This window comes from Siphonobacter sp. BAB-5405, from assembly GCF_002872335.1.
Classification (GTDB): Bacteria; Bacteroidota; Bacteroidia; order Cytophagales; family Spirosomataceae; genus Siphonobacter.
The window spans coordinates 31968-47664 of record NZ_NJAG01000003.1 but is presented as its reverse complement, the minus strand read 5'-3'; the positions used below and the strand labels follow the sequence as shown (position 1 = coordinate 47664).

General features: G+C 49.8%; 14 protein-coding genes and 1 tRNA gene. 2 read left to right on the top strand and 13 right to left on the bottom strand.

The annotated features are described in order from the left end of the window. Window positions 1-87: 87 nt before the first annotated feature. Window positions 88-642, bottom strand: a complete 555-nt coding sequence (locus BWI97_RS02865) for a peroxiredoxin (RefSeq protein ID WP_094808918.1) — start codon at window positions 640-642, stop codon at window positions 88-90. Between the two features lie 198 nt (window positions 643-840). Here BWI97_RS02865 and BWI97_RS02860 point away from each other — a divergent pair, with 198 nt between their 5' ends. Then, window positions 841-1776 (top strand): hydrogen peroxide-inducible genes activator, encoded by a 936-nt coding sequence (locus BWI97_RS02860; RefSeq protein WP_094808917.1) that lies wholly within the window; start codon window positions 841-843, stop codon window positions 1774-1776. 85 nt (window positions 1777-1861) lie between these two features. On the opposite strand, the gene BWI97_RS02855 is transcribed toward BWI97_RS02860, so the two are convergent. Continuing rightward, window positions 1862-2113 (bottom strand): hypothetical protein, encoded by a 252-nt coding sequence (locus tag BWI97_RS02855; protein ID WP_094808916.1) that lies wholly within the window; start codon window positions 2111-2113, stop codon window positions 1862-1864. 76 nt (window positions 2114-2189) lie between these two features. Next, window positions 2190-5264 carry a PAS domain S-box protein gene (locus BWI97_RS02850; protein ID WP_102199963.1) on the bottom strand — a complete coding sequence of 1025 codons (3075 nt, stop codon included), beginning with the start codon at window positions 5262-5264 and terminating at the stop codon, window positions 2190-2192. Window positions 5265-5666: 402 nt separating this feature from the next. Here BWI97_RS02850 and BWI97_RS02845 point away from each other — a divergent pair, with 402 nt between their 5' ends. Further along, on the top strand, window positions 5667-6089 hold the full coding sequence (locus BWI97_RS02845; RefSeq protein ID WP_094808914.1) for a response regulator: 423 nt from the start codon (window positions 5667-5669) through the stop codon (window positions 6087-6089). Window positions 6090-6142: 53 nt separating this feature from the next. On the opposite strand, the gene BWI97_RS02840 is transcribed toward BWI97_RS02845, so the two are convergent. From BWI97_RS02840 to BWI97_RS02795, 10 genes are all read right to left on the bottom strand, one after another. Then, window positions 6143-6574 carry a response regulator gene (locus BWI97_RS02840; RefSeq protein ID WP_094808913.1) on the bottom strand — a complete coding sequence of 144 codons (432 nt, stop codon included), beginning with the start codon at window positions 6572-6574 and terminating at the stop codon, window positions 6143-6145. After that, complete coding sequence (locus BWI97_RS02835; RefSeq protein ID WP_102199962.1) at window positions 6571-8199, bottom strand: PAS domain S-box protein; 1629 nt, start codon at window positions 8197-8199, stop codon at window positions 6571-6573. Before BWI97_RS02835 ends, BWI97_RS02840 begins: the two co-directional genes overlap by 4 nt. Next, window positions 8196-8471 carry a PAS domain-containing protein gene (locus tag BWI97_RS02830; protein WP_102199961.1) on the bottom strand — a complete coding sequence of 92 codons (276 nt, stop codon included), beginning with the start codon at window positions 8469-8471 and terminating at the stop codon, window positions 8196-8198. Before BWI97_RS02830 ends, BWI97_RS02835 begins: the two co-directional genes overlap by 4 nt. A gap of 114 nt (window positions 8472-8585) precedes the next feature. Next, window positions 8586-8660 (bottom strand) — tRNA-Val (locus tag BWI97_RS02825). 31 nt (window positions 8661-8691) lie between these two features. Further along, window positions 8692-9999, bottom strand: coding sequence for an MFS transporter (locus BWI97_RS02820; protein ID WP_233207738.1), 1308 nt, complete (start codon window positions 9997-9999; stop codon window positions 8692-8694). A 133-nt stretch (window positions 10000-10132) separates the two neighbouring features. Beyond that, on the bottom strand, window positions 10133-10933 hold the full coding sequence (locus BWI97_RS02815; RefSeq protein WP_102199960.1) for an SDR family oxidoreductase: 801 nt from the start codon (window positions 10931-10933) through the stop codon (window positions 10133-10135). Between the two features lie 117 nt (window positions 10934-11050). Then, window positions 11051-12349, bottom strand: coding sequence for a M20/M25/M40 family metallo-hydrolase (locus BWI97_RS02810; protein WP_102199959.1), 1299 nt, complete (start codon window positions 12347-12349; stop codon window positions 11051-11053). Window positions 12350-12470: 121 nt separating this feature from the next. Next, window positions 12471-13661, bottom strand: a complete 1191-nt coding sequence (locus tag BWI97_RS02805) for an exo-beta-N-acetylmuramidase NamZ domain-containing protein (RefSeq protein WP_094808909.1) — start codon at window positions 13659-13661, stop codon at window positions 12471-12473. 85 nt (window positions 13662-13746) lie between these two features. Further along, window positions 13747-14772: a sensor histidine kinase gene (locus BWI97_RS02800; protein ID WP_102199958.1), complete on the bottom strand. Its 1026-nt coding sequence runs from the start codon at window positions 14770-14772 to the stop codon at window positions 13747-13749. A gap of 84 nt (window positions 14773-14856) precedes the next feature. Then, a complete protein-coding gene (locus BWI97_RS02795; protein ID WP_094808946.1) occupies window positions 14857-15426 on the bottom strand; it encodes a cupin domain-containing protein in 570 nt (189 codons plus the stop codon). Window positions 15427-15697 lie beyond the last annotated feature (271 nt).

The window sequence follows — 15697 nt, the reverse complement described above, 5'->3', positions numbered from 1 at the left end:
TTGGGAAAAGAGGCGTGGCCTCTTAGAAAATAACCCTGACGATTGACTCACCAGGGTTATTAAATACTTTTGAAATATGTCCTGGACCTAGGCGTTGATCGTTTCTTCACCTTTTACCCAGTTGCAGGGGCAAAGTTCGTCGGTTTGCAGAGCGTCGAGTACACGCAGTACTTCGTCCACGTTACGACCTACGTTCAGGTCGTTAGCGGCTACGAAACGAACGATACCTTGGGGATCGACGATATACGTTACGCGGTAAGCGATTCTTTCGTCAGCAGTCAGGATGCCCAGCTCTTCCGCCAGTGACTTTGACGTATCGGCCAGCATGGGGAATTTCAGATCACGCAGATCGTCATGGTTTTTACGCCAGGCCAGGTGAACGAATTCGCTGTCCGTAGAAGCACCGATCAACAGAGCATCGCGATCGGCGAAGTCAGAAGCTTTCTGGTTGAAAGCAGCGATTTCCGTAGGACATACAAACGTGAAATCTTTAGGCCACCAGAACAGCACCAGCCATTTTCCAGCGTTCTTATGATCTTCACTCGTGATATCATAAAATTCGTTGCCTTTTTCGAGAGATACAACGGCAGTTTTCTTGAATTCCGGGAATTGGGCACCTAAGCCCAGCATACCATTTGCCATGAGAAGAAGATGGTTTAGTAATGAATTACAGTAACAATAAAAACAATTTTTCCCTTGAATAATCCTAATCAATGTACTAATTTGCAATACTGGAAAAGGACGATCCCGGAAATGTTTTATTTGGTTTCGGCTGCAAAACAAGCCAACTTTACTCCATCATACAAATCAATTATTCTGAAGAAAGAATAAGTTTTTCTAATGACGATCACACAACTCGAATACTTGGTGGCCATTGCTGACTACGGTCATTTTGGGAAAGCCGCCGATGCCTGCTCGGTTACGCAACCTTCGCTGAGTATGCAAATTCAGAAGCTGGAAGACGAACTGGAAGTACAACTGCTTGACCGCAAGAAGCAGCCCACCCAACCCACCGAGATCGGTGCGTTGATTGTACAGCAGGCCCGGCACGTGTTACAATCCTGCGAAAAACTCAAGGGCATCGTTGACGAACGCAAGAATGAACTCGCCGGCGAAGTACGGCTGGGCGTCATTCCCACGGTTGCTCCGTACCTGGTTCCTCTGTTTCTGAAGCAGTTTCTGACTACCTACAGCGATATTCGGCTGAAGATTACGGAACAAAATACGGAAAGCATCATTGAACAGCTGAAAAACGGGCAACTCGACATTGGCCTGATGGCTACGCCTTTTCAGGATGATATGTTGAAGGAATATCCGCTGTTTTACGAAGAGCTGCTCGTATACGTTTCACCCGAACATTCGCTCTACTACAAGAAATACGCGGTTCCCGAGGAGCTGGACCCCAACGAACTCTGGCTGCTGGAAGAAGGCCACTGTCTGCGTTCCCAGATTGAGCATCTCTGCCAGCTGACCCGACAGGCGGCCGATCTTCACCAGATCGAATACAAGGCAGGCAGCCTGGAAACGCTCAAGAAAATGGTGAATACGTCAGGTGGCATGACCATTCTACCCGAACTGGCAACCCAGGATTTCACGGAAGACCAACTCGAACTGATTCGGTACTTCCAGACACCTGCCCCCGTCCGGGAGGTCGGTCTGGTTACCAGCCGTAATTACCTCAAAGAAAAAATAGTAGCGGCTTTGTCTGAGGAAATTCAGAAAGTGGTACCCGCAAAAATGCTACGACAGCAAGAACGGGCCGTGGTTAGTTTATAAAAAAAACCTCGTACATGGATGTACGAGGTTTTTTTTATAACGAAGGTTGGGACGATGATCACCGCTTAAGGCGGCAGTCTCAATCTTACTGGTTATTCTCTTTTTCCTGACGGATGATATCGCCTTCCTCGTCACTAGCCGTATACGATACGTTTGGCTTGTTCGGGATTACTTCCAAACCACCCAGCGGTTCTTTTTTCGGACGTTCGCCCTCCTCTTCTACTTCTACCCGTTGGTTTTCATGGTAGACATCGCCCTCACCTTTTCCCGAAGACAAGCTGGGATTTTGTTGGTGCTTGGTTTGATTAGGATCGATTTTCTTTTCAGCATTTTCCATAGTCTCGTGGTATTGATTTATAACCGATACGCTAAAAAACCGGTGCCACCGTGCTCTTCATTCGTGATTTTACCAGTTAAAAGGAAACCGACGCCGACCGGAATGCTTCCGAAGGATCGGGAAGGATTACGTGAAAAGTAGACCCCTGCCCCTCCTCCGATTCGGCGTACAGCAGGCCGCCGTGATTCTGAACAATCTTCCGACACAACGCCAGGCCGATTCCCGAACCAGGATAGACTTCCCGCGTGTGCAGTCGCTTGAAAACTTCGAAAATCTGTTCTTTGTAGTTCTCCGAAAAACCAATGCCGTTGTCGTCTATCCGAATGTCATAATACGCTCCTTCGGGCAGGGCGTATGCCTGTACTTTCTGGGGTATCAGACGCTCGCAGGTAATGCTGATCCGGGGCGGTACACCTTCCTTGGTAAACTTGAGTGCATTACTCAGCAAGTTGTAAAACAGCTGATTCATTTGCAGCGATTCGGCATTCACCGTGGGCAACGTACTCACCTCCACCGTAGCCGACTTTTCCTGAATGGCAAGTTCGAAATCCGTAATCACATTCTGGACGATGGTGTTCAAATTTGTAGGCGTCAGCACACGATCGACCTTCAGGAGCCGGGAAAATTCGAGCAAATCCCGAATCAGTAACGTCATGCGTTCCGATGAGTGAATGACTTTGGCCAGCGGGCTTCGGGCTTGTTCGGGTAAATCGTTCATCTCCCGGATAATTCCCGAAAACATCCGGATTTTTCGCAGGGGTTCCTGCAAATCGTGCGAGGCCACGTAGGCATACTGTTCCAGTTCGCGGTTGGAAAGCTGTAATAATTCATTGGCCTGCTGCAATTCCCGCGTACGCTGCGAAACGAGACGTTCAAGCCCAAGAGCTGCCTGCTTCTGCGAAGTCACATCCCGTGACGTTCCACTGAGCAGGTAGGGTTTTCCCTGCGGGTCGCAGGTTACTTTTCCCTGGGACTGAACCATCCGTTCCTCGCCCGTTTGCAGATGTACAACCCGGTATTCTGCTGAATAGTGATCGGATTTCCGGAAAGCTACGGCCTGAGAAATCATATCCAGGACCTGATGTCGGTCTTCCGGATGCACCGCTGCCATAAACGTTTCAATATCCGTTTCGGATTCAGCAAAACCGTACCATTGCCGGATTCGGCTGGAGCACCTGATCTTTCCGGTATTCAGGTTACGACTCCAGGTCCCCAGCTCGGCCAGTTCAATGGCATCGCGTAAGTTCTGCTCGGTTTCCTCCAGCTGTTGCCGGGCATTAACCTGGGCGGTAACATCCGTTGCGGTATTAATGATCCCATATACCTCTCCACGGGCATCCCGTAATGCTTTATAGGTAAAGTTGAAATAAAAGGTACGGAATTCACCGTCGATGAGCAGATCGGCCCGGTCTTCCTGAGCGTTGTACGTTCGACCCGTTTCATATACCTGCTCCAGCAGCTGGTAAAAATGCTGGGGATCCAGCTCCGGGAACGCCTCTCGAAACGTTTTTCCTACCAGGCTACCATCCCGGTGCCAGGTGTCGAGCATCGCCTGATTCACGGTTTCGATTCGCAGTTCTTTGCCCGTATAAATGGCAATCGGCGTGGGCGAACCCAGCACAAAACTCCGGAATCGTTCTTCGCTAAACTGAACTTCTTTCTTAGCCCTCACCTGATCGCTTACATCGTTAGCGACAATCATCACGCCCGTAATCGTACCGTCAGACTGGCGTACCGGAGCGTATACAAAGTTATAGTAGCGGGCTTCGAGACGATTATTTCGGATGATCTGAGCCAGAATTTCGTTTCCGTAAAAGGGGTTGCCCGTATCGTACACATCCTGCAAGAGTTCGATGAAACCTTGTCCGGCCAGTTCTGGCAGTGCCGAAAGCAGGGGTTTCCCAACAATCGACTCCGTCTTTCCCCACACCTCCAGCATAAATTCGTTGGCGGTTTCAATTACCATTTTCCGCCCCTTCAGGAGGCCAATGGCGACCGGGGCCTGCATAACGAGATTACGGAAATGCCGCTCACTTTCGAGGATGGTTTGTCGGGCCAGCTCCTCCGGTCGCATATCCCGTAACGTAAAACCTCGGGCAATGGGCTTGCCCGTATCCGGATCATCAATTCGGATACCACTCGCAAAAACGGGAATCGCAGCTCCAGTTTGAAAGTGCCGGATGCTGAATTCCCCCTTCCAGTGCCCCTTTTCGATCAAGGCCGGTAAAATCGTTTCCCGAACGAAAGCATACTGATCCTGCCAGTAAAAGTCGGATACTTTGCGGTGCGAAAGGGAAACCTCGGCCGGTAAGCCAACCAGTTCGCGACCCGCCTGGTTAATGTACAGCAACTGATCATCCATACCGGCAATCACCATCAGCTCTGAACTGTTTTCCACCAGCGTCAGTAAGCGTTCCCGCTGTTGCCGGTGCAGGTGTTCATGCGTAATGTCTTCAACGGTAGTAAAGTAATAGCCCAACTCCGGAATCCGGGTAATCGTCTGCTTTACCCATAAAACCTGTCCGTTATTTCGGCGAAGTCGGCTTTCCAGTTGCGTTGAACTGTTCGTTTGCAGGGATTCCAGACGGGCATTATACACCGGCAAATCCGCAGGGTAGATGAGTTGCCGATAGGAAAGCTGCTGTAGTTCGGCAGCCGTATAGCCACTGAGTTGCTGAAAACTGGCATTGGCCCGCACAATCTGACCGTTTGCATCCGTAACGATCATACCCAAAGGTACCTGATCAAAAGCGGCTAAATAGAACTGCGTAGATCTGTAGAGAGCTTCGTTCTGTACGGTAGAAGTGCCCAGCAACCGGACTGCCTCGCCTTTCCATATCAAATGAGCCTGATCCTTCACGATTATATAGGAACCATCCGCCTTCTGAAAGCGGTATGTCGTATCCCAGGCATTCTGCCTTTTTTGCAAAGCCTGTTGCAGGCTTTCACTTACCCACACCTGATCATCGGGGTGAATACGCGAATGCCAGTATGCTCCTGAGGCCAAGGTCGGTTCTTCCGGAAACCCTACCCGAGCTGCGTAGCCTTCACTCCACCAGACGTCACCGTCTTCCCGATTCCATTCCCACATGAAATCATCTACTGCCCGTGTCCGTTTCTCTTCAGGGTTTGATTCCTGGGTATGCTGCATGCCTATTTTCAAACAATACTATTCTGGAAAAACTTTCCCTTTTACGTAACCCGTACGAAGTCATTCTGTTTTCTCTACTCACGTGTTTCGTTGGCTAAATCCACTGTCTACGGGATGACGCTATCCGAAAACCAGACAGGACCTCTACACTATTAGCACTGCGAAAATAATCGACAGAACGGGTGTATACTTATCATTTCTCAAGTAAATTCTCTTTTCAGATAACTCTAATCTACATTTAATACGACCTTATTCCTGGTGCCGAAAAAATTGTATTTCTTTGTGATAGAACGTACATTTTTTGAAAAATTATTGTTCTTTTTTGGGAACTACCCTTCCCACTTTTCGTTTGTATACCTACGCCGAAACCATTTTCGGAACGTATTATTTTATAGCCAACTCATGTCCATAAAACCACTCTTTATTGTCGTTGAAGACGACGAAGATGATCGTGATTTATTGCAACTGGCCTGTCAGGAAGGGGAATACAACTGCGAATTAGTTTTTGCCGAGGATGGTCAGCACGCCCTTGAAGTATTACAAGGCCTGAAAACGCGTCCCAGCGTAATGTTGCTGGACATTAACATGCCTAAAATGGGTGGTTTGGCTTTGCTTGAAAAGTTGAAAAATTCTTCCGCCTGGAAAGAAATGCCGGTTGTGATGCTGACGACGTCGGACAATGAAGATACCATTCATACGGCTTACGACCTGGGAGCGAATTCATACATCGTGAAACCAAACAACTTTCGTGGATTGTCCAATTTATGGGATACCGTTTATCACTTCTGGACAAACACCGTACAACTGCCCGTTCAGGCAAGTTAGTACTGTTCTAGCCCTTATAAAAAAGCCGTAATCGCTCCTGATTACGGCTTTTTTTATGAAGGCTCCTCGGCATCAGGAATAAGCTGTTTGGTGCGGATACGCTGGTGTAATTCCCGTACGAAAGGTCCGTATTCGATGAATGTTTCGGGTTTTACGATGTAATCAGCGGCTCCCAGCGTCAGGCAACGTTCGATGGTACTTTGAATCGGCGACGTTGAGGTAATAATAACGGGAATGGAAGCGTACAGGGGCTGGATTTTGAGCTCGTTGATGACGTCGTAACCATTTTTCCCCGGCATATTAAGATCCGATAAAATCACGTCAGGTCGGCGGGGGGCATTCAGCGTCAGCCATTCAAGCAGGGCATCGCCGTTTTTCACCAGAGCTTCCACGGCAAACAAACCCGATGCTTCGTCGAATCCCTGTTGCATAAAGAATCGTTCGTCCTCGTCGTTTTCCGCAATTAAAATCGTATAAGTTCTCATACGAAGTGTTCACTTGGTTTTTCGTACAACGTAAAATGAAAGGTCGTTCCCTGGCCGGCTTCCGACTCAAGCCAGATCGTGCCCCGGTGCCGATCGACAATCTTTTTACAGATCGTCAGTCCAATACCCGTACCGGGATATTCTTTCTGGGTATGCAGGCGTCTGAACATATCAAACACTTTCGCGTAATCCCCGGGAGCAATCCCGATGCCATTGTCCGATACGGAAAATTTCACGTGTCCTTCCACCTCCGTACACCGAATCGTAAGGAGTGGTTTTTCCGCGTTGGTAAATTTCAATGCATTACTCAGCAAATTCTGGAGTAACTGCACCAGCTGTACCCGATCTCCCTTCACGGCATCCACTTCGCATTCGATACGGATTTCCGGCTGCGTGCGTTCGATCGAAGTCTTCAGGTTTTGCAACGCCTGCTCGATGAGTTCCGACGTCGGCATGGTTACTTCCAGAATTTCGCCGCGACTCAACTGCGAATAATGCAGCAGGTTCTGAATCAGCTCCCGCATGCGATTGGCCGCGTGAATGGTTCGGCTAATATACGCTTTCAGGTCCGTGTATTGTTCGGCATCGAGTTTCAAATCCAGCAATTGCAGATAGCTTTTAATGGTCCGGATGGGCTCCTGCAGGTCGTGGGAAACGATGGAGGTAAACTGTTCCAGTTCCTGATTGGCATAGGCCAGTTCAGTATTGGTTTTTTTAAGCGTATGGGCCAGGGAGCGGAAGCGTTCGTAACTTTCGCGTAAGGCCAGCTCGGCCTGTTTGCGTTCGGTCAGATCGCGGGTTACTTTTGAGAAGCCCATGAACACTTTTTCACTGCTGTACAGGGCCGTAATGACCACGTTCGCCCAGAATTTACTCCCATCTTTCCGTAGTCGCCAGCCTTCTTCCTTGTACGTGCCTACAGTCCGGGCCGTTCGTAATTCAAAATCCGGCTTCCCGTTCAGGATGTCTTCTTCGGTATAGAAAATGGAAAAATACTTACCCAGAATCTCCTCAGTCGTATATCCGTTGATTCGCTGAGCCCCGGTATTCCAGCTAACGATGCGACCTTTTTCGTCCATCATGAAAATACCGTAATCGCCTACCTGCTCCACGAGCGAACGGTAGCGTTCCTCACTCTCTCGCAGGGCTTCCTGCTGATACTTGGTTTCGGTAAGATCGCGGGTTACTTTCGAGAAGCCAATGTGTTCGTTTCGTTCGTTGAACAAAGCCGTAATAACCACATTCGCCCAAAAGACGGAACCGTCTTTTTTGACTCGCCAGCCCTGTTCTTCGTATTTGCCCGTTGCAATGGCAATTTTTAGTTCACGAGCGGGCTTGCCATCTTCCAGGTCTTCCGCCGTATAGAAAATGGAAAAATGTTTCCCCACAATTTCATCCGGTGAATAGCCTTTGGTACGCTGAGCTCCTTCATTCCAGGTAACGATATGGCCGCCGGTGTCGAGTAGAAAAATGGCGTACTCTTTCACCCCTTCCACCATCAGCCGGTAGCGTTCTTCATTGTCTCGCAGGCGAATGGTTTCTTCCAGCACCGCGGTACTATCCCGCAACAGGCAGGTATAACCCGTGCAGACCTGTTCTTCGTCAAAAACGGGGGTGACTGTCATTTCACCCCAAAAAAACTGCCATCTTTTCGGAAAATCCAGTTTTTGCTGTGCGTGAAGCCTTCGCGTAGTGCGACCGTTCGCTCGTATTCCGCCTGAATGAGATCGTTGCCGCCGCTTCTCAGCAGGGCCATCGACTGATGATTCAGGTCATTGACTGAATAACCCGTCAGCCGAGTCGCTCCGGGATTACAATACTGAATATATCCATTTGCATCCAGCAGGAAGACGGCCTCACTGATGTGTTCCAGTACTTGACGGTAATTGACCACCATGGAGCTTACAATAATAAATAACGGAATCGGGCTTGGCCCATTCGAGTATAAACAAAAACACCCGCTTAAATTAACTTTAAGCGGGTGTTTTTGTTTACTGAGGCTTTACAGAAGTGAAATGTAAGGGACTCGAACCCCTGACCCCTACCCTGTCAAGGTAGTGCTCTGAACCAACTGAGCTAACATTCCAAGCGTTTAGGATCACAAAAATAAGGCTCGATTAGACGGATGCAAGAATTGGACTTCTTTTTTTTATTCGGGTCAAAATGGTTAGCATGATGAATCCAATCACAAAGACTCCAGCAATGACCAGCACGCTGTACCGCATCGAGCCCGTGAACTGAATGACTACCCCAAAAAGAAAGGTCCCGATCACGGTTGATGTTTTATCGCATACATCGTAAAAACTAAAGAACGAAGCCGTATCGTGCGTACCCGTGGGTAGCAGTTTGGCGTAAGTCGAACGCGACAGCGACTGGATCCCACCCATGACCAGACCCACGACGAAGGCCAGTACGTAAAACTGAGCCCCCGTCTGCACGAAGTACGCAGCCCCGCAAATACCAATCCAGATGAATACCGCGACCATCAGAGCCCGGAAATTTCCCCAACGGGCCGAGGCTTTGGCAAACAGCCAGGCCCCCAAAATCGCCACCAGCTGAATGACCAGCAGGACGGCAATGAGGGAACCGGAGTCCAGATGAAGCTCTTTATCGCCGAAAAGTGTGGCCAGATACATAACCGTCTGTACCCCCATGTTATAGCAGAAGTACGCCAGCAGAAAGCGTTTCAACAGCGGCATTCCTTTGATCTGTTGCAGCACCAGTTTCAGCTGGATGAAGCCATTCCATAACCAGTTCTTCTGCCGCTCCTTTTCCAAGGATACTTCCGGCAGGTATGCAAACGTATATTGAGCGAAACCCGCCCACCATACGCCCACGCTTAGGAAGGCAATGCGGGGCGGCAGACTCGCATCGGTGATACCGTACCATTCGGGTTTCAATACCATCGTCAGGTTAAAAACCAGCAGTAGTACACTACCGATATAGCCTAAAGAAAAACCGCGGGCACTGACGGCATCGTAGCGATCTTCCGTCACGATTTCGGGCAGGAAGGAATTGTAATAGACGATACTCCCCGCCCAGCCGACGAGCGAGAAGATGAAGAACAGCGTTGAGCTGACGTAATTTTCTTTCGTAAAAAAGAAGAGTAAGGCACAGTTGAAAGCTCCGAAATAACAGAAGATTTTCATAAACAGCTTCTTGCGACCGGAGTAATCGGCAATGGCTGAAAACAGGGGACTCAGCACGGCAATGATCAGAAAAGCGATGGATACAGAATAGGAAAACACCACCGAATTCTGAAATTCCATCCCAAAGTAGGTAACAAAATCCGGGGAGCGGGTTACCGCCGTGGCTCCAAAATAGATGGGAAAAATGGCGGTTACAATCACCAAAGCGTGTACGGAGTTAGCCCAGTCATAAAAACACCAGGCATTGATCACTTTGGGGTCATTTTTAATCAGCATACAGAACGGTTGTTTACGGCCCCTTAAAGATAGAGCTATTCGACAGCCGACCGCAAAGTTGACTTATAAAAACACCCGACTACCGTACATGACCATACGAAAGCCGGGTGCTGTAATCGATTCATTTGAGAGTTCAGGAATGCGTATCCGCAGGCCGCTGCTGCTTATTCATCGTATCCGCCAACATCGAATCGGGCATAACGTTGCTCACCGCTGTTTGCAGCTTGTTTTTCAGACCTGATACTACTTTGTCGTCGCCTGCCATCAGGGCCTCGTAACCATCTTTCGCCACCTGTACTGGATCGGCCAGATCGCCCTCCTGCACGATTTTCGACTCCTGCATTTGGGCTTTGTTGAAGAAATCGGTGTCCGTCGGGCCGGGCAACAAAGCCGTAATCGTAACGTCACTTTCCTTGATTTCACTACGCAAGGCTTCGGTAAAGGACAGCACGAAGGCCTTCGTCGCGTGATAGACCGCCTGCCAGGGACCGGGCAATTTACTGGCAATGGAGGCCACATTCAGGATTTTTCCATCGTTACGGGCCACCATTTCCTGCAGGTAAAACTTCGTCAGCGATACGTAAGCACTGACGTTCAACTGAATAATATCCAGCTCCCGTTCCAGATCCGTATCGATAAACAGTCCATACTGGCCCTGACCGGCATTGTTGACCAGTACATCGATCTGAATGCCCTTGGCTTTTATTTCTTCGTATACTTGCTGGGGAGCTTCCCGCTGTACCAGATCTTTCGCCAGGGTGACGACCTCCACTCCGTATTGCTGGCTCAATTCGATAGCCGTTGTATTCAGTTCGTCGGCATTGCGAGCGACGATGACCAGATTATACTGATCGTTGGCGAATAGCCTGGCCAGTTCGTACCCAATGCCACTCGTGGCTCCGGTGATCAGAGCAAATTTTTCCTGCGTTGCCATAGTTGATAAGGGCTGGTTATGTACGGAATTCGAAAACAACCATACCCAGCAAAACCCAACAGCCTGATGGGGTAAAAAGTCCCACCAGGCTGTTCATGAAGCAATTAACTACATTCCTTATTCCGTATAACCAGCTTCCGCCAGTACGATCAGCAGGGCTTGCTGAATACCGAGATATCCTTTATCGTTCATCCACCACTCGCCCAGGGAGTGAGCACCGCCGCCCACGCCACCGATACCAATCGTAGCCGCCGGAACGCCCTTCGCAAACGGAATATTGGCATTGGTGGAACTGCTGTGCAGCGAAGGTTCGGCTTTGAGATACCGGCTGATGGCAATCATCCGCTGAATGAGGGGCTGCTTAGCCTCCGTCAGACCCGAAGGTCGATCGCCTACTTTCTTGACGTCTACTGTCAGGTCGGCACCCAAACGTTTGATGGCATTTTCTTCCTTCAACCCTTTTTGTACGGCGGCCAGAAATAAGTCGTTGATTCCGGAAAGTTTCTGCTGATCTTCCGAACGCATATCGACTTCCATCCACGATTCAAATGGAATGGCATTTACGGAAGTCCCGCCACCAATTACGCTGACGCTATAGGTCGTTTTAGGCCCCGTACGGGTAAATTGGTCCGCCTCCAGCGTAAAGTAATGAATCGCCCGACCCAGGGCCTGATGCGGGTTAACCAGCCCAAACGAACCGTAGGAATGCCCGCCCGGCCCTTTGTACGTTACCCGATACCGTACCGAACCGACACCGCCGTTGGTGATTGGTCCGATCCCCGACCCATCTACCGACAGGTAGGAATCAATTTTAGGGCCTTTTCCAGAAAACAGGTGTTTAACGCCCCGCAGATCCCCCAGACCTTCTTCGCCTACCGTACCGACAAAGAGTACATCACCCTCGGTGCGAAGGTTGTTTTTCTGCATGGTTTTAAGAACGGCCAGCACAACAGCCAGTCCCCGACTATCATCTCCGATACCGGGAGCAAACAGGGTATCGCCCCGCTGTTTCACCGTTACATCCGTTCCTTCCGGGAAAACGGTATCGAGGTGTCCTTCCAGGACTACCGTTCGTTTGCCCGTTTTGCCTTTTCGACGAGCCAGTACGTTGCCTACTTCATCCATCCATACTGAATCGGCTCCGGCAGTTCGCAGTAATTCAGCGTATTTTTTGGCCCGTACCTGCTCTTTGAAGGGCGGGGAAGGAATCTGCGTTAACAGCAAATGATCTTTACGCGTTTCGGGCTCGAGGTCCAGAATGGTTTGAAAGGCCGTTTTTACCCGGGAACGGCTGGTCAGCGTATTGATTTCAGTTTCGTACTTCTTCTCAGCCGTGAGTGGTGTAGCCGTCTTCTGAGCCCAGACGGAGCCCGAGTAAACCACCGTGGCCAAAGCCAGTAGTAGTGTTTTCTTCATAGGTTCGTTCGTTTACAAAATGGGAAAGGAAGCAATTTAAGGTACGCCCCTTTGTTTGACAAGCCTTCCGGAAATCCCCCTAAGAAAAATAGCTACTCAAGCTAGGTCTTGAATGAATGCCCTACGGATACAACAAGTACTTTTTCCGCATGGTCTTAAACTGGGAAAGACCCGGCTCCCAGCTCTTTCGAATCTCGGCTTCGCTTTTGCCGGCAATGATTTGTTTCCGCAGTTGTTCAGTACCCGATAGTTTATCAAACTCGCCAATTTCTTTATGCTGACTTTTATCGAAGAAACGGTCCTTGTCCGGATACGCTTGGTATAGTTCGATAAGCCATTGCAGATTTAGGCGACCGCTTTTACGTAGTTGCCGGGTATCGTATTTCCGTAAATCCAGTCCGTAACAGTCCTGATTCTCGTGCAAAGGTTCTTCTTTCATCCCTTTGATACTGACGGGTTTGAACGAGAAAGCATATTTACCTTTCAGGGCCGGAGCACCGAGTACCGTAAAAGGAAAGTACGTACCCCGTCCCTGGCTGATGATGGTCCCTTCAAACCAGCAAATGTGCGGATACAGCAGAATGGATTGCTGCGTATTCAGGTTGGGCGAAGGCATCACGGGTAAATCATAGGGCAACTCGTGCCGGTAGTTGGCCACTTTTACAATGTGTAGTTGACAGGTCGCTTTGTTCGGCAACCAGCCTTCTCCGTTGATCATCCGGGCAAATTCGGCGATGGTCATGCCGTGGCTGACGGGAATACGGTGCATGCCGATGCCCGAGTGCAGGTGATCTTCCAGGATGGGGCCATCGACGAGGTACCCGTTGGGATTGGGCCGATCCAGAATCACCAGTTCCTTTTTATTTTCCACGCAGGATTCCATCACCCGGTGCAGGGTGTTGATGTACGTGTAAAAGCGGGCTCCTACATCCTGAATATCGTAAACCAGCAGATCGACATCCGTTAAATCCTCGGGTAGCGGTTTCTTGCGTTTGCCGTACAGCGAGAGCACCGGAATTCCCGTTTTGGGATCGCGTTCATCGCCGACTTTGGCTCCATTACTGGCATTGCCCCGAAAGCCGTGTTCAGGACCGAAAATCTTTACAATCTGTACGCCGCGGCTCACCAGACTATCCACACTGGGCCGGGAACCAATAATCGAGGTTTGATTCACAACCAGAGCTACCCGTTTTCCTTTCAGATACGGTAGGTATTCATCGATTCGGTCGGCTCCCGTGAGGATGGGTTTGGAGGATTGAGCCTGGGCGTAGAAGCCAAAAAAGAGCCAGAAAAGCAGAATAGCGAGCCGCATAAGTAAAACGTAGATTCGGAGGTGACTGAAATTCGAACCCAAGGTACGGGAAATTGGGTGCCTACCGATGCGGCTACGTGCATTTTTAGACGGGTATCAGCGGCAGAGCTACGACAAACTGGCCCGCCTCCTGTCGCACGGAGGGCTGAGCCTGTCCAAGCATGTGGTACTTCCGAACGATATTCGTCAGCCCCACCCCACTGGAAGGAAGCCTTTGCTTTTTCGGTTGCAGGTTGTTTCGGACGTACAGATTGGCCAGCTCATCCGTGTGGATTTCTACGCGTAAGGGCTGGCTGTTGAGTACCACATTGTGCTTGACGGCATTTTCGACCAGTAACTGAAGCGTCAGGGGCGGTAACTGGTACCGCCGGAACTGCGGGTCGATCTGGCTCACCAATTGAAAGCCCGCCCCGTGCCGGGTGCGTAACAAATGAGCATAGGAGCGGATAAATTCCAGCTCCGTATGCAAATCCGTTAGATCCTGCTCATTGGCCCGTAACACGTAGCGGTACACGGAACTCAGCTCCTGAGCGAAGGTTTCCGCCTGAACCGGATTTTCGCCGATCAGGGCAATCAGCGAATTGAGACTATTAAACAGAAAATGCGGATTGACCTGTTGTTTGAGCACGTCCATCTGCTGTTGCATGTTCAGCTCTTTCAGTACCACTTCCCGACGGGTACTTTCCCGGAGCTGGTTATACGTAAAAATGGATTCGTGGCAACCCGCCGACGTAACGTTCGTAACAAAACCTATCATCAATACCCAGGGAATCTTGTCGGGATTGTACGGATACCCCAGTTGGTCGTATACCCAGAAGACGCCGAGAATAACCGACATCATCACCGCCACGTAGCCCAGCATGGAGTACAGTAATCGCTGTCCGAACTCATCCGGGGCTCCGTAGCAAAACCGCATGAATTTCATCCAGAGCGTAAGCGTGACAAAAACGATCAATCCCCAGCCATTGGCGATCAGCGTAGTACCCAGGAACAATGAACGGTGCTGAAAGTACGTCGCTCCAAAGATGATGTAATTGGCAATGATCAGTGCCGGGTAATTGAGGAGATAGATCAGAAAGTCGTAGCGGTCAAACCGTGCCCACTGTTTCATGAAATCGAATGTTCAGTGCATTCAAGACCGACGAGAACTTCGCGGATGTAGCCAATGAAAAAGGTACTAAAAAAGCAAACGATTCTACCAGATTTTCAGATACTTACGCTGTAACTCAGCAGCAATTCCTTTCTTGATCGCCTGCTGGCCGAGGTAATTCAATACGGGTTGCAGTACGCTCATCCAGCCCGTCAGGCACGTTCCGCTAATCATGAAGGCGTACGCTAGTTCATAGGGATTTTTGGGCATTCCCTGGGCATTGGCTTTGCCATCACAGGCCAGGCCGTAGGTAATCTGCAACGTTTGCTCGAAGCCCGGAAAACCCGGAGCAATGCGACAGCGAAACCGGCAGGGTTCGCTGGTCCGGTTGAAGAAACGGTGGCGACTCATGGCGGGAGCCATCGCTGATTCGCCCGGTTTGAGGTACAGCATCTGCTTACCCAGTTGAATACCCAGTTCGCCTTCCAGACAGGTAAACTCTTCGGAAAAAGCCCGGTGGAAGTGCAGCGGATTGCCTCCCCCCGCCGACAGCGTCACTTCGACCAGCGTATGTTGGCCCTGACTTTCCAGACTGGTTTCCAGGAAAACTACTTCATCTTTCAGCATGGGATTACGAATGGTACGGGAGGCTGCGATACTTGTTTTTACAGACATGGTAATCATTGTTTGAAGGTTGAATAACTCGACTTGTGTATGAAATCGACGGTTCAAAATTGAAGCGAATCGAATGGGTTTACTACGTCAAAAGAACTGAAGTGGGATTTGTCCGTACTGAATTGAGCAGAAGACGGTATGCGTATTTTCCAGACGAAGTACAAGTCTGACAAAGCTCCAAGGACTTGTAACCGCCGCTAGACGCCGATTCTCTCTACCTGATTTTGAAGGGCGGGGCAGAAGAATTTTACTAACCATATTCAACACTTAA

Excerpts from the sequence above, each read along its gene's own strand:
- BWI97_RS02845 (WP_094808914.1), top strand. The coding sequence starts at position 5,667 with ATGTCCATAAAACCACTCTTTATTGTCGTTGAAGACGACGAAGATGAT.
- BWI97_RS02805 (WP_094808909.1), bottom strand. The coding sequence starts at position 13,661 with ATGCGGCTCGCTATTCTGCTTTTCTGGCTCTTTTTTGGCTTCTACGCC.
- BWI97_RS02855 (WP_094808916.1), bottom strand. The coding sequence starts at position 2,113 with ATGGAAAATGCTGAAAAGAAAATCGATCCTAATCAAACCAAGCACCAA.
- BWI97_RS02810 (WP_102199959.1), bottom strand. The coding sequence starts at position 12,349 with ATGAAGAAAACACTACTACTGGCTTTGGCCACGGTGGTTTACTCGGGC.
- BWI97_RS02815 (WP_102199960.1), bottom strand. The coding sequence starts at position 10,933 with ATGGCAACGCAGGAAAAATTTGCTCTGATCACCGGAGCCACGAGTGGC.
- BWI97_RS02820 (WP_233207738.1), bottom strand. The coding sequence starts at position 9,999 with ATGCTGATTAAAAATGACCCCAAAGTGATCAATGCCTGGTGTTTTTAT.
- BWI97_RS02865 (WP_094808918.1), bottom strand. The coding sequence starts at position 642 with ATGGCAAATGGTATGCTGGGCTTAGGTGCCCAATTCCCGGAATTCAAG.
- BWI97_RS02795 (WP_094808946.1), bottom strand. The coding sequence starts at position 15,426 with ATGTCTGTAAAAACAAGTATCGCAGCCTCCCGTACCATTCGTAATCCC.
- BWI97_RS02840 (WP_094808913.1), bottom strand. The coding sequence starts at position 6,574 with ATGAGAACTTATACGATTTTAATTGCGGAAAACGACGAGGACGAACGA.
- BWI97_RS02860 (WP_094808917.1), top strand. The coding sequence starts at position 841 with ATGACGATCACACAACTCGAATACTTGGTGGCCATTGCTGACTACGGT.
- BWI97_RS02830 (WP_102199961.1), bottom strand. The coding sequence starts at position 8,471 with ATGGTGGTCAATTACCGTCAAGTACTGGAACACATCAGTGAGGCCGTC.
- BWI97_RS02800 (WP_102199958.1), bottom strand. The coding sequence starts at position 14,772 with ATGAAACAGTGGGCACGGTTTGACCGCTACGACTTTCTGATCTATCTC.
- BWI97_RS02835 (WP_102199962.1), bottom strand. The coding sequence starts at position 8,199 with ATGACAGTCACCCCCGTTTTTGACGAAGAACAGGTCTGCACGGGTTAT.
- BWI97_RS02850 (WP_102199963.1), bottom strand. The coding sequence starts at position 5,264 with ATGCAGCATACCCAGGAATCAAACCCTGAAGAGAAACGGACACGGGCA.